The 13,148-nt window shown below is 76.5% G+C and carries 8 protein-coding genes and 1 tRNA gene; 5 read left to right on the top strand and 4 right to left on the bottom strand.

Going from position 1 to position 13,148, the window contains the following annotated elements:
* From ACIGHB_RS26570 to ACIGHB_RS26555, 4 genes are all read left to right on the top strand, one after another.
* A complete protein-coding gene (locus ACIGHB_RS26570; protein WP_399916397.1) occupies positions 1 to 1,626 on the top strand; it encodes a beta-N-acetylhexosaminidase in 1,626 nt (541 codons plus the stop codon).
* 307 nt (positions 1,627 to 1,933) lie between these two features.
* Positions 1,934 to 2,809, top strand: a complete 876-nt coding sequence (locus tag ACIGHB_RS26565; protein WP_360311999.1) for an FAD binding domain-containing protein — start codon at positions 1,934 to 1,936, stop codon at positions 2,807 to 2,809.
* Positions 2,806 to 4,206, top strand: coding sequence for a 2Fe-2S iron-sulfur cluster-binding protein (locus tag ACIGHB_RS26560; RefSeq protein ID WP_399916394.1), 1,401 nt, complete (start codon positions 2,806 to 2,808; stop codon positions 4,204 to 4,206). Before ACIGHB_RS26565 ends, ACIGHB_RS26560 begins: the two co-directional genes overlap by 4 nt.
* Positions 4,203 to 6,530 carry a xanthine dehydrogenase family protein molybdopterin-binding subunit gene (locus ACIGHB_RS26555; protein WP_360312003.1) on the top strand — a complete coding sequence of 776 codons (2,328 nt, stop codon included), beginning with the start codon at positions 4,203 to 4,205 and terminating at the stop codon, positions 6,528 to 6,530. The genes ACIGHB_RS26560 and ACIGHB_RS26555 overlap by 4 nt, the downstream gene beginning before the upstream one ends.
* A 64-nt stretch (positions 6,531 to 6,594) precedes the next feature.
* On the opposite strand, the gene ACIGHB_RS26550 is transcribed toward ACIGHB_RS26555, so the two are convergent.
* From ACIGHB_RS26550 to ACIGHB_RS26535, 4 genes are all read right to left on the bottom strand, one after another.
* On the bottom strand, positions 6,595 to 8,688 hold the full coding sequence (locus tag ACIGHB_RS26550) for a PQQ-binding-like beta-propeller repeat protein (protein ID WP_399916391.1): 2,094 nt from the start codon (positions 8,686 to 8,688) through the stop codon (positions 6,595 to 6,597).
* A gap of 77 nt (positions 8,689 to 8,765) precedes the next feature.
* Positions 8,766 to 10,931: a protein kinase gene (locus tag ACIGHB_RS26545; RefSeq protein ID WP_399916389.1), complete on the bottom strand. Its 2,166-nt coding sequence runs from the start codon at positions 10,929 to 10,931 to the stop codon at positions 8,766 to 8,768.
* A 5-nt stretch (positions 10,932 to 10,936) separates the two neighbouring features.
* Positions 10,937 to 12,145 carry a serine/threonine protein kinase gene (locus ACIGHB_RS26540; protein ID WP_399916387.1) on the bottom strand — a complete coding sequence of 403 codons (1,209 nt, stop codon included), beginning with the start codon at positions 12,143 to 12,145 and terminating at the stop codon, positions 10,937 to 10,939.
* 205 nt (positions 12,146 to 12,350) lie between these two features.
* Positions 12,351 to 12,425, bottom strand: a tRNA-Cys gene (locus ACIGHB_RS26535).
* A 308-nt stretch (positions 12,426 to 12,733) separates the two neighbouring features.
* Between ACIGHB_RS26535 and ACIGHB_RS26530 the strand changes: the two genes are divergently transcribed.
* Positions 12,734 to 13,144, top strand: a complete 411-nt coding sequence (locus tag ACIGHB_RS26530; protein ID WP_399916385.1) for a hypothetical protein — start codon at positions 12,734 to 12,736, stop codon at positions 13,142 to 13,144.
* The last annotated feature ends 4 nt before the right edge of the window (positions 13,145 to 13,148 follow it).

The following is a 13,148-nucleotide window of genomic DNA, read 5'->3' as shown; positions in this document are numbered from 1 at the left end:
ATGGCAGATACGGACCTGATCCCCGAGCCCCTGACGGCCGTCCACCAGGAGGGCCTGCTCCCGCTCGACGCGACCACCGCCCTCGACGCCGGACCCGGCACCGGGGCCACCGCCCGCTGGCTCCGTTCCGTCCTCGGCGCCGCCACCGGCCTGCCCCTCCCCGACGGCGAGGGGCCCGGCGCCGTCCGGCTGCGGCTCTCCCCGGAGACGGCGCGGGAGTACGGCCCCGAGGGCTACCGGCTCTCCGTGACCGGCGACGGCGTCCTCCTCGACGGCGGCGGGCCCGCCGGGCTCTTCTGGGGCGCCCAGACGCTGCGCCAGCTCCTCGGGCCCGACGCGTACCGGCGGGCGCCGCTGCCCGGCCGGACCTGGCGGCTGCCCTACACCGAGGTCGCCGACCGCCCCCGCTTCGGCTGGCGCGGTCTCCTCCTCGACGTGTCCCGGCACTTCACCGCCAAGGAGGACGTGCTGCGGCTGCTCGACCTGATGGCCGCGCACAAGCTGAACGTCTTCCACTTCCACCTCACCGACGACCAGGGCTGGCGGATCGAGATCGAGCGGTACCCGCGCCTCACCGAGGTCGGGGCCTGGCGGGCCCGCTCCAAGCGCGGCCACCGCGCCTCCCCGCTCTGGGACGACACCCCGCACGGCGGCTACTACACCCAGGACGACATCCGGGAGATCGTCGCGTACGCCGCCGAGCGGCACATCACCGTCGTCCCCGAGATCGACATCCCCGGGCACTCGCAGGCCGCCATCGCCGCCTACCCCTGGCTCGGCAACACCGACGCCGTCGACACCGCCGCCCTCACCGTCTGGGACACCTGGGGCGTGAACCCGAACGTCCTCGCCCCCACCGAGGAGGTGCTGCGCTTCTACGAGGGCGTCCTGGAGGAGGTCCTGGCGCTCTTCCCCGGCACCTTCGTCCACATCGGCGGCGACGAGTGCCCCAAGGACCAGTGGAAGGACTCCCCGGCCGCCCAGGCCCGCATCCGGGAGCTCGGGGTGGGCGACGAGGACGGGCTCCAGTCCTGGTTCATCCGCCACTTCGACCGCTGGCTCGCCGACCGGGGCCGCCGGCTCATCGGCTGGGACGAGATCCTGGAAGGCGGCCTCGCGGAAGGCGCGGCCGTGTCGTCGTGGCGCGGCTACGGCGGCGGGATCGCCGCCGCCGAGGCGGGGCACGACGTCGTCATGTGCCCGGAGCAGCAGGTCTACCTCGACCACCGGCAGGACGGCGGGGAGGACGAGCCCGTGCCGATCGGCTTCGTCCGCACCCTGGAGGACGTCCACCGCTTCGAGCCCGTGCCGCCCGGCCTCTCCGAGGCGGCGGCCCGTCATGTCCTGGGCACCCAGGCCAACGTGTGGACCGAGGTGATGGAGAACCGGGCCCGCGTCGACTACCAGGTCTTCCCCCGCCTCGCCGCCTTCGCCGAGGTCGCCTGGTCCGCGCTGCCCGCCCCCGCCGACCGCGACACGGCCGGTTTCCTGCGCCGCATGGAGACCCACTACCGCCGCCTCGACGCCCTCGGCGTCGCCTACCGCCCGCCCGGCGGCCCCGCCCCCTGGCAGCGCCGCCCCGGCCTCCTCGGCCGCCCGATCGACGGGCCGCCCCCGATCGTGTGAGCCACCTCGCGTCCCGGGGTCACCCGGGAGCGGCGAAACGGGAGTTACCTTCTCTGTCAGGACGTCCCGGGGCGTCCGGGGGTGTCTGCGGACAACCCGGGCGTCCCGGGTGTCCCGGACGCCCCGGCGGGAGGGGGCGCGCGCGGCCCCTCGCTCCGGACGGCTCGGAAGATGTGCCAGAGTTGCCACGTCCGGCCTGTGAGCACGTACGGTACGCCCACACACAGGCGCGCCGTGCGCCCGCTCGCAGGCGCGGCGGCCGGGCACAGTCGGGGACGGACCGGGACAACCGGGAAGGGGCAGCGGGTTGACCACGCACGCACCACAGACGGCGCAGTCCGTGACGCTGCCCGCCTCGCTCGACGAGGCCGTGGCCGCGCTGACCGCCATGCCGGCCGCCGTGCCCGTCGCCGGCGGCACCGACCTGATGGCGGCCGTCAACCGCGGCCAGCTCCGCCCCGCCGGGCTCGTCGGCCTCGGCCGCATCAACGAGATCCGCGGCTGGCAGTACCAGGACGGCCACGCCCTCCTCGGCGCCGGCCTCACCCACGCCCGCATGGGCCGCCCCGACTTCGCCGCCCTCATCCCGGCCCTCGCCGCCGCCTCCCGCGCGGCAGGACCGCCCCAGATCCGCAACGCCGGCACCCTCGGCGGGAACGTCGTCACCGCCGCGCCCACCGGCGACTCGCTGCCCGTGCTCGCCGCCCTGGAGGCCGACCTCGTCGTCGTCGGCCCGCTCGGCAGCCGCGAGCTCCCCGTCTCGCACCTCCTCGCCGGCCGCGACCTGCTCGCCCCCGGCGAGCTCGTGGCCTTCGTCCGGGTGCCGCTGCTGCACGCCCCCCAGGTCTTCCTCAAGGCCACCGGCCGCACCGGTCCTGCCCGCGCCACCGCCTCCGTCGCCGTCGTCCTCGACCCGGCCCGGCGCGGGGTCCGCTGCGCCGTCGGCGCGGTCGCCCCGATGCCGCTGCGCCCGCTGGAGGCCGAGCGCTGGATCGCGTCCCTGGTCGACTGGGACAACGACCGGGGGCTCGCCCCGGAGGCGCTGACCGCCTTCGGCGAGTACGTGGCCGCCGCCTGCATCCCCGATCCGCCGGGCGACGAGCAGCTGCCGCCCGCCGTCCTGCACCTGAGGCGCACCGTCGCCACACTCGCCCGCCGGGCACTGGGGAGGGCCCTGTCGTGAGCACCAGCAACCACGAGCCGCACGAGACCGCGGCCCAGACCGCGCAGGGCGGCTGGGAGCCGATCCCGCAGAGCGAGGGGTACGACGAGGGCGCGACCGCCTTCGTCCACCTGCCGCCGGAGTTCATGCTGGACGGCGTCCCCCTGGAGGCCCCCGGCCACGGGTACACGCCGCCGATGATCGTGCCGCTCCAGCCGCTGCACCAGGCGGAGCGGGCCGGCGAGGGCGTGGAGTTCTTCGCGCCCGAGCCGGGTCCCTTCACGGAGGGACCCGAGTCGCTGCCGCACGGGTACGGCGAGGAGTCCGCCGGCGGGCCCGTGGCGCGGCCGTACGTGGAGCACGACCCGCACGCGACGGCGGAGTGGCACTTCGGCGGCGGGACGGGCCAGTGGGAGGTCCCGCCGGTTCCGGAGGCGCCGTCGCACGACTTCGCGGGCGGGCACGCCGTCGCCGAGCCGGTCGCGGAGCCGGTCGCGGAGCAGATCGCCGAACCGGTCGCCGAACCGGTCGCGGAGGTGCCGGCCGAGGCGCGCGTCGAGGTGCCCGTCGAGGTGCCCGAGCACGTGTCGTACGAGCAGGCCCCGCCGACCCTGCCGGGCGGCGCGCCGGCGCCGTGGGCGGTGCCCGGGGCCGTCGAGAAGCCCGCCGAGGCCCCGGTCGGGGAGTACGCCGGAGAGCCGGAGCCCGACCCCCGGTCCGATTCCGAGCACGCGCCCGAGTTCGAGCACGCGCCCGAGCACGCGCCCGAGCCCGAGCCCGTCGTGGCGGACGCCGCCGCCGTGGAGCCCGAGGCCGTGCCGGACGCCCCGGTGCCCTCGTACACCTCCGTCGACAGCGACGAGCACCCGCACACCTCCTACGTGCTGCGGGTCAACGGCGCCGACCGGCCCGTCACGGACTCCTGGATCGGCGAGTCGCTGCTCTACGTGCTCCGCGAGCGCCTCGGCCTCGCCGGGGCCAAGGACGGCTGCTCGCAGGGCGAGTGCGGGGCCTGCAACGTGCAGGTCGACGGCCGGCTCGTCGCCTCCTGCCTGGTGCCGGCCGCCACCGCCGCCGGCTCCGAGGTGCGCACGGTCGAGGGGCTCGCGTCGGACGGCGAACCGTCCGACGTGCAGCGGGCGCTCTCCCGCTGCGGCACCGTCCAGTGCGGCTTCTGCATCCCCGGCATGTGCATGACCGTGCACGACCTGCTCGAAGGCAACCACGCCCCCACCGAGCTGGAGACCCGCCAGGCCCTCGCCGGCAACCTCTGCCGCTGCTCCGGCTACAAGGGCGTGCTCAAGGCCGTCGAGGACGTCGTCGCCGAGCGCGGGGCCGCCGCGGCCGAGCACGCCACCGCGGGCGAGGACGACGCCTCGCCCCGCATCCCGCACCAGCACGACGGAGGCAGGGCGTGAGCAGCGACGCGACGACCGCCATTCCCACGCTCCCCTTCGCGGAGGCCGCCGGCGCCGCCCCGGAGCCCGAGGCCCCCGTCCTCGGACTCGGCGCCTCCCTCCCGCAGGCCGACGCCCGCGCGAAGGCCGAGGGCACCTTCCCGTACGCCGCCGACCTCTGGGCCGAGGGCCTGCTGTGGGCCGCGATCCTGCGCTCCCCGCACGCCCACGCCCGGATCGTCTCCGTCGACACCTCCGCCGCCGAGGCCATGCCCGGCGTCCGGGCCGTGGTCACCGCCGCCGACGTGCCCGGCACGGCCACCTACGGACGGCGCGTCGCCGACCGGCCCGTCTTCGCCGACAGCCTGGTCCGCCACCACGGCGAGGCCATCGCCGCCGTCGCCGCCGACCACCCCGACACCGCCCGGCTCGCCACCGCCGCCATCCTCGTCGAGTACGAACTCCTGGAGCCCGTCACCGACCCGGAGAAGGCGTTCGCCGCCGAACCCCTCCACCCCGACGGCAACCTGATCCGGCACATCCCGCTCAGCTTCGGCGACCCCGAGGCCACCGGCGAGGTCGTCGTCGAAGGGCTCTACCGGGTCGGCCGCCAGGACCCCGCCCCCATCGGCGCCGAGGCCGGCCTCGCCGTGCCCCGCCCCGACGGCGGCGTCGAGCTGTACACCGCCTCCACCGACCCGCACACCGACCGCGACCTCGCCGCCGCCTGCTTCGGCCTCGCGCCGGACCAGGTCAAGGTGGTCGTCACCGGCGTGCCCGGCGCCACCGGCGACCGCGAGGACCCCGGCTTCCAGATCCCCCTCGGCCTGCTCGCGCTGCGCACCGGCTGCCCGGTGAAGCTCACCGCCACCCGCGAGGAGTCCTTCCTCGGCCACGCCCACCGCCACCCCACCCTGCTGCGCTACCGCCACCACGCCGACGCCGAGGGCCGGCTGGTCAAGGTCGAGGCCCAGATCCTCCTCGACGCCGGCGCCTACGCCGACTCCTCCTCCGAGTCCCTGGCCGCCGCCGTCGCCTTCGCCTGCGGCCCGTACGTCGTCCCGCACGCCTTCGTCGAGGGCTGGGCGGTCCGCACCAACAACCCGCCCTCGGGACACGTCCGCGGCGAGGGCGCGATGCAGGTCTGCGCCGCGTACGAGGCGCAGATGGACAAGCTCGCCGGCCGCCTCGGCGTCGACCCCGCCGAGCTGCGCATGCGGAACGTCATGTCCACCGGCGACCTGCTGCCCACCGGCCAGACCGTCACCTGCCCCGCCCCCGTCGCCGAACTCCTCGCGGCCGTACGGGACTTCCCGCTGCCCGCGCTCCCCAAGGACACCCCCGAGGAGGACTGGCTGCTGCCCGGCGGCCCGGAGGGCGCGGGCGAACCCGGCGCCGTCCGCCGGGGCGTGGGGTACGCCCTCGGCATGGTCCACATGCTCGGCGCCGAGGGCACCGACGAGGTCTCCACGGCCACCGTCCGGGTCCTCGACGGCGTCGCGACCGTCATCTGCTCGGCGGTGGACACCGGTTCGGGCTTCACCACGCTCGCCCGGCAGATCGTCCAGGAGACCCTGGGCGTCGACGAGGTCCACGTCGCCCCCGTCGACACCGACCAGCCCCCGGCCGGCGCCGCCACCCACGGCCGGCACACCTGGGTCTCCGGCGGCGCCGTCGAACGCGCCGCCAAGATGGTCCGCACCCAGCTCCTCCAGCCGCTGGCCCACAAGTTCGGCATGTCGACCGAACTGCTCCAGATCAACGACGGCAAGATCACCTCGTACGACGGCGTCCTGTCGACGACGGTCGCCGAGGAGATGAACGGCAAGGAGCTGTGGGCCACCGCGCAGTGCCGCCCGCACCCCACCGAGCCGCTCGACGGGGCCGGGCAGGGCGACGCCTTCGTCGGCCTCGCCTTCTGCGCGATCCGCGCGGTCGTGGACGTCGACATCGAGCTCGGCTCGGTCCGGGTCGTGGAGATGGCCGTCGCCCAGGACGTCGGCCGGATCCTCAACCCCGCCCAGCTCGCCACCCGCATCGAGGCCGGCGTCACCCAGGGCGTCGGCGCGGCCCTCACCGAGAACCTCCGCACCGCCCGCGGCCTGGTCCGCCACCCCGACCTCACCGGCTACGCCCTGCCGACCTCGCTGGACGCCCCGGACATCCGGATCGTCAAGCTCGTCGAGGAGCGGGACGTCGTCGCCCCCTTCGGGGCGAAGGCGGCGAGCGCCGTGCCCGTCGTCACCTCCCCGGCCGCGGTGGCGGCGGCGGTCCGCGCGGCCACCGGACGGCCGGTCAACCGGCTGCCCATCCGGCCCCAGGCGGCGGTGGCCGCCACGCCGTAGGGCGGGGCGGGGCGGGCCGTGCGGGAGACGAGGCAGGGCCGGGCCGTGCGGGAGACCGGGCGGGTCAGGCCGTGGGCAGGGCCACGATCCTGCCCCTGCTGAGCAGGAAGACCCGGTTCCCGGCGGCGGCCACCGCCCAGGGGCCCGGGTTCTCCCGCTCATAGGTCCAGACGCGGTCCTTGGCGGACTTGGAGAGGCCCGAGACGCCCGCCTCGTTGTCATTGCCCTCGACCACCCAGATCCAGTCACCCTGCACGACCGGCTGCTGATCGGACGCGTAGGGGCTGACCAGGGTGACGATCCACAGCTCGCTGCGCGACCCGTCCTTCTCGTACCGGTACGCGAGACCGCCGCTGACCGCGGTCAGGCCGTCGGGGTCGAGCGCCGGCGGACCCCAGTCCCCGTACCCCTCGTCCTCCCAGCGGCGCGCGCCGTCCGCGAGCGCGTACGCGCCGAGCGCCTTCCCGCCGGCGTAGAGCGTGCCGCCCTCGATCACCGGCTGGAGGGCCTTGGACGACTTGCCCCGCAGGCTCCACGCCGTCCGGCCGTCCGCCGTGTCGAGGACCGTGAGGTCGCCGTTCGTGCCGGAGAGCGCGAGACGGCCGGGGCCGACGGCGGCGAGCGGGACGTCGGTGCCCGACGGGTCCTCCGCCGACTCCACCGTCCAGCGGATCCGGCGCCCGGCCGTGTCCACGGCCCGCACCTTCCCCGTCGAGGTCAGGAAGTAGACGCCCTCGGGCGCGGCGGCGAGCAGCAGCCCGACCTCGGCGTCCGCCACCGACCAGGCTTCCTCGCCGGTGGAGGCGTTCCGCACCGACAGGCGCCCGGACGCGTCGGCGCAGGCGAACTCGTCCTCGTTCACCGTCAGCTGCCCGGCGCGGGCGGACAGATCCCGGTGGGTCCACTTCGCCGTGCCGTCGACCACCCTCAGCGCCGTGAGGCCGCCGTCCCGGGCCGCGAACACCACCACGTCGCGCAGGACCACCGGCGCCGGCAGGGGCCCCGACGCGGCGACGTCCAGCGGCCCCCACAGGGGCGTGGGCCGGATGCCCGCGCTCGTCCCCTCCAGGAGCGCCGCGTCCGGCGCGTCGCCCGCCGCCGGAGGCTCCGCCGCCTCCCGGCCGCCCAGCCACCAGGCCGCACCGCCGCCCCCGGCCAGCAGCAGCGCGCCGCCCGCGCCCCAGGCCGCGAGGAACCGCCGCCGGGACGGGCCGCGCGCGCCGGCGGCCCCGGGGGCGGCGACGACGGTGGCCGCGGTGAGCCGCCGGATCTCCGTCTCCCGGGCCTTCGCCTCCTCGTGCAGCGGCCCCCGCCGCCACACTTCCCGCTCCTTCCGCCCGTTCCGGCCCTTCGCGCCCGTCCCCGGGGCGAACGCGGCCGCGATCCGCTCCGGCGCCGGGCGGAGCGCCGGGTCGTGCTGGAAGCAGGGCGCGACGAGCGGGTGCAGGGCGGGCGGCAGCCCGGCGAGCTCCGGCCGCTCGTGCACGACCGCGTACTGCACGGCCGCCACGTGCGGCCCGTCGTAGGCGCGCCGGCCGGTGGCCGCGTACACGAGCACCGCGCCCAGCGAGAACACGTCGGCGGCGCCCGTCACCCGCTGCCCGAGGACCTGCTCGGGCGCCCCGTAGCCGGGCGTGACGGGGATCTGGCCGGTGGTGGTGAGGGTCAGGCCGTGCTCCGGCCGGGCGATGCCGAAGTCGATCAGGCGGGGGCCGTCGGCGGTGAGCACGATGTTGGCGGGCTTGACGTCCCGGTGGATCAGCCCGGCCGCGTGGACGTCCCGCAGCGTCTCGCCGAGCGCCGCCGCCAGGAGCCGTACCGCCGGCTCGTCCAGCGGCCCGTACCGGGCGACGGCCTCTTCGAGGGTGGGCCCGGACAGGAACTCCGTGGCGATCCACGGCCGTCCGCCCTCCACCTCGGCGCCGAGCACCCGGGCCACGCCCCGGCTCTCGACGGCCGCCGCGGTGTGCGCCTCGCGGACGAAGCGGCGGACGAGGTCCTGGTCGTGGGCGAGTTCGGGGCGCAGCACCTTGACGGCGGCGGGCCCGCCGTCCCGCCCGGCCGCGAGGTACACCTTGCCCATGCCGCCCTCGCCCAGCACGCCGACGAGGCGGTACGGCCCGAGCCGGAGCGGATCGCCGAAGCCGAGGGGGTTCATGGTCGGTCACGTCCTTGTGAGGGATTCAGAGGTGTGGCGGGAAACGGTGTGACGGGAAAGGCGGATCGGGACCCGGTTCAGTTCAGGGGGAGGGCGAGGAGCGAGCCGGCGCCGATGCCGAACATCCGCTGCCGGTCCGGGAGTTCGACGAGGTGGTCGGCCTCCGTCTGGTACACCCAGGACCGGCCCCGGGTCTCCAGGTCCACCGCGGCGAGGCCGAGGCGGGTGCGGTAGAAGAGGTGCCCGGGGCCCACCGCGAGGTACTGCTCCGAGGTGTACACGGGCGGGTTGTCCCGCGGCGCTCGCTCCCGCCACCGCTCCTTCCCCGAGTCGGCCGCGACGGCGTGCGCCCCCTGCTCCGACACCGTGTAGAGGGTGCCCTCGCGGAGCACGGGCGGCGCGTACGGGTCGCTCCCGACGCCCCGGAGCCGCCACGCCTCCTTGCCGTCGGCCAGCCGGTACGCGACGAGGTCGGGGCCGCCGGCGTAGACGTGGGTGTCGTCCAGGCAGGGCGCCTCGGAACCCCACGGGACGGTCCGCTTCCAGCGGACCGCGCCGGTGCCGGCGTCGCGGACGACGAGCAGCGGCGCGGAGAAGTTCTGCATGTCGGCGGAGCGTTCGAAGGCGACGAGCCGCCCGTCGCGGACCGCGGCGCCGATGAACGGCGGGGTGTCCTCGCGGGGGTCGACGGGCCGCGTGCGCCACAGCTCCCGTCCGGTGCGGACGTCGACGGCCGCGATCGCCGCCTCGCCGAAGTCGGCCCGGGTGCCGGTGGCTCCGGCGAGGTACACGATCCCGTCGGCGGCGCAGCCGAGCTGGGTCGTCGCCATGTTGGCGTTGAGGCCCCGGACCCGGACGCCGGGCTCGCGGAGCGCGTACCGGCCGGTGTCGATGGTGTGGACGGCCAGTTCGTGGTGGTCGGCCTCCGGCTTCCGGGGGACGGCGTAGACCTCGCGGCCGTCGGTGGCGAGGGTCCGCCAGACGGTGTCGACCGTGCAGACGCCCGTCGTCTCGCCCGTGCCGACGTCGGCGAAGGCGACGCCGAGCCCGGCGAGCACCGCGACCCGGTCGCCCGCGACCAGCGGGAAGCCGCGCTCCGTGGCCGCCTCGGGCAGCAGCAGGTTCGTGTTCCAGAGCGAGTCGGGGGCGTCGCCGAGCAGCGGGGCCTTCGGCAGCTGGGAGCCGGCCGGTCGCTCCGGCTCCAGGGTCGCCCACAGCGCCCCGCCCGCACCCGCCGCGGCGAGCAGGGCGCCGCCGCCGAGCGCGAGGAAGCGCCGCCGGGAGGGCTTGCGGGCGGCCGGCGCGGAGGGCCGGGTCTCCGCCGCGTACGGGTCCTCCTCGGGGGCCGGGAGACGGTCGGGGTGCGGGAGCCAGACGTCGGTGGCCCGGCGCGCGATGTCGGCGAGGACGACCGGCGGCAGGTGGTCGGCGAACTCGCCCCGCCCGTCGTGGAGTCGCGCGGTGAGGGCGTCCGTGGTGGGCCGGGCCGCCGGATCCTTCGCCAGACAGTCGGCGAGCAGCGGCAGCAGGCCCTGCGGGAGGCCGGTGAGGTCCGGCTCGGCGTACCGGACCCGGTAGAGCAGGTCGGCGGGGGTGCCGGTGCCGAACGGGCCGTGCCCGGTGGCGGCGAAGAGCAGCACCCCGGCGAGGGCGAACACGTCGCCGGCCGGGGTGTGTTCGAGCCCGGCCGCCTGCTCCGGGGACATGTACGCGGGGGTGCCGGCGGCCGACCCGGCGCGGGTCATCCGGTCGTCGCCGGCCGCGCGGGCGATGCCGAAGTCGATGATCTTCGGCCCGTACGCGGTGACGAGGACGTTCGAGGGCTTCAGGTCCCGGTGCACCACGTCCGAGGCGTGCAGCCGCCCGAGCGCTCCGGCGAGCGCGGCGCCCAGCGCCCGGACGGTCGGCTCGGGCAGCGGCCCGCCGAGCTTCACGGCCCGGTCGAGCGGCGGCCCCAGGACGTACTCGGTGGCCAGCCAGGGCGTGTCCGCCAGCGGGTCGGCGTCGACGACGGCCGCGCCGTGCCGCCCGCCGATGATCCGGGCCGCGTCCGTCTCCAGCCGGAACCGCCCCCGGAACACCGGATCGGCGGCGAGCCGGGCGTGCAGCGTCTTCAGCGCGACCGTACGGCCGCCGGGGGAGCGGGCCAGGTAGACCGTGCCCATGCCGCCGGAACCGAGGCGGGCGAGCAGCCGGTACGTACCGAGCGCGGGGGGATCGTCATGGGCCAGGGGCGACAACATCGGGTTCAGGTCCGCCGGGGGTCGTACGGGTGGGGTGCGGGGGTGGTCGCCGGGTGGGGTGCGGGGGCGGCTGTCGGGTGGGGTGCGGGGGTGGTCGCCGGGTGGGGTGTGGGGGTGGCCGGCGGGTGGGGTGCGGGGACGGCTGTCGGGTGGGGTGTGGGGGTGGCAGCGGCCGGCGCGGTCGGGAGCGCGGCGAAGTGGCGGGCCTCGAGGGCGGGGCCGGGCGCGGGGTCGAAGGCCGGGGACGGGAGCGCGGGCGAGGCCGCCTCCCGGGCCGCGTCGGGGACGGGGGCTGCCGGGGCGACCGGTTCCGGCGGGGTCTCCGCCGCCAGGAGTTCGGCGGACTGGCGGGCGAGCGCGGCCACCACCCGGCCGGGCAGCCAGCCGGGCGCGAGGAGCGACGCTGCGGAGTTCAGCACGGTCGCGTGCGGGGCGGGCGGGGCCAGCGCGGACAGCAGGGCGGCGGCGGTGGGGCGGTGCGCGGGGTCGCGGGTGAGGCAGGAGACGACGGCGGCGCGCAGGGCGGGCGGGAGTTCGGCGCTCTCCGGGACGGTGTGGCCGGTGGCGGCGTACGCGAGGACGGCGCCGAGCGCGAACACGTCACCCGGCGGGCGGGGCCGGCCCCCGGTGGCCTGCTCGGGCGCGAGCGCGCCCGGGTCGAGCCCCGGCAGCCCGGAGCGGGGTACGCCGTCGGGTCCGGCCGCGCGGACGGCCCCGTGGCAGCAGAGGCGGGGCCCGTCGGCGGTGAGCAGGACGGCGGCGGGGGAGATCCCGGCGTGGGTGACGCCCTGCGCGTGCGCGGCGGCCAGCCCTTCGGCGAGTGCCGCGCCGATCGCCCGTACGGTCGCCTCCGGCAGCGGACCGCCGTGCACGGCGAGCGCGACGGGCAGCGGAAGCGCGGGCCGGAACGGCGAGGCGTACCACGCCGCTTGGCCGGCCTGCCGCCCACCGGCTCCCGACACCCGCCCGACCGGTTCGAACCAGGGCGCGGGCAGCCGCCGCGCCGCCTCCGCCTCGGCGGCGAACGCCCCGGGATCGGCCCCGGGCGCCGCGACGCTCAGGAGCACGGTCTCCCCGTCGCCGCCGCGCGCGACGAACCGCCGGCAGGGGAGGGCGGGGGAGCCCGGCGGGTCGAGCCGGGTGATCAGCCGGTACGGCCCGATGCGCCCGGACGTCCCGGTGCCGGCACCCTCGTGCGCGCGCGCCGCTCCCACTCGTCCGTCCCCCCGCCGTACTCGCTCGCGGCCACCGCGACGGCGGGGGCCGTGACGAGCCTACCGAGGCGGCGGAGAGGCCCCGCGCTCAGTCCTCCGGGGTCGCGCTCACCCGACTCGTGTACGTCGGGCACAAGGTGGTTGGTGCGTGGTGCGTGGTGCGTGGTGCGTGGTGCGTGGTGCGTGGTGCATGGTGCGTGGTGCGTGGAGACCGTGGCGGGATTCGAACCCGCGTCACTCGCTTTGCAGACGAGCCCCTGAACCACTCGGGCACACGGTCGTGTCGGTGTGGCGACAACGACGACGTTAGGGGGCTCGGGGGAGGGCCTCAAGGGGGAACGGAGGCGCGCCACGGGACCGCAACACGGCTGCCACATGGCGTTCATGAAAGGCGGTCGGAGACCTGATGGATTCGGGGCAGACGGGGTTGGCCGATAGCGGGAGTAAACGTTCAACCAGGCGAAGGAAACGGCCTGTTCGGGCGTGGTTCCGTGACGTACCGGCTCCGTCCGAAATTCGACGCGTACGTCTGTGCGTGCCCGTGTGCATGCGTAAACTCCGCCTCCTCAAAGGCGAACGGGGGGAATCGTGTCGTTCGAGGACGAGTGGGCCCAGGCGAAGGGCGCCGCGATGAGGCTCAACGGGCTGCCGGCCGACCAGGGGCGCTGGAGCCCCGGCGTCGACCTCTCCGTGAAGCAGGACCACCTCGGCGCGATCGGCCACGCCGCGTACGAGCTGCACGGCCGGCTGGCGAGGGACGGCAACCACGCGCGCATGGACAGCGCGGAGGGCGCGACCGCGCTGTCCGTCCACGGTTTCCGTACGGGCTCGGCGCTGGCGACCGTCCAGGAGACCTGGGGCTTCCAGCTCCGCACCCTGCTGCACGCGGTCGCCCACATCTCCAACCACCTCGACTACAGCGTGGCCTCGCACGCGAAGGACGACGTGGAGATCGCCGCGTCCCTGTCCGTGTCCAAGATCAGCGAGTACTTCACGTAGACGG

Source organism: Streptomyces sp. NPDC085460, assembly GCF_044541975.1.
Taxonomy (GTDB): domain Bacteria; phylum Actinomycetota; class Actinomycetes; order Streptomycetales; family Streptomycetaceae; genus Streptomyces.
This window is presented reverse-complemented; position numbering and strand designations above follow the sequence as displayed.

Excerpts from the sequence above, each read along its gene's own strand:
- ACIGHB_RS26570 (WP_399916397.1), top strand. The coding sequence starts at position 1 with ATGGCAGATACGGACCTGATCCCCGAGCCCCTGACGGCCGTCCACCAG.
- ACIGHB_RS26550 (WP_399916391.1), bottom strand. The coding sequence starts at position 8,688 with ATGAACCCCCTCGGCTTCGGCGATCCGCTCCGGCTCGGGCCGTACCGC.
- ACIGHB_RS26545 (WP_399916389.1), bottom strand. The coding sequence starts at position 10,931 with ATGTTGTCGCCCCTGGCCCATGACGATCCCCCCGCGCTCGGTACGTAC.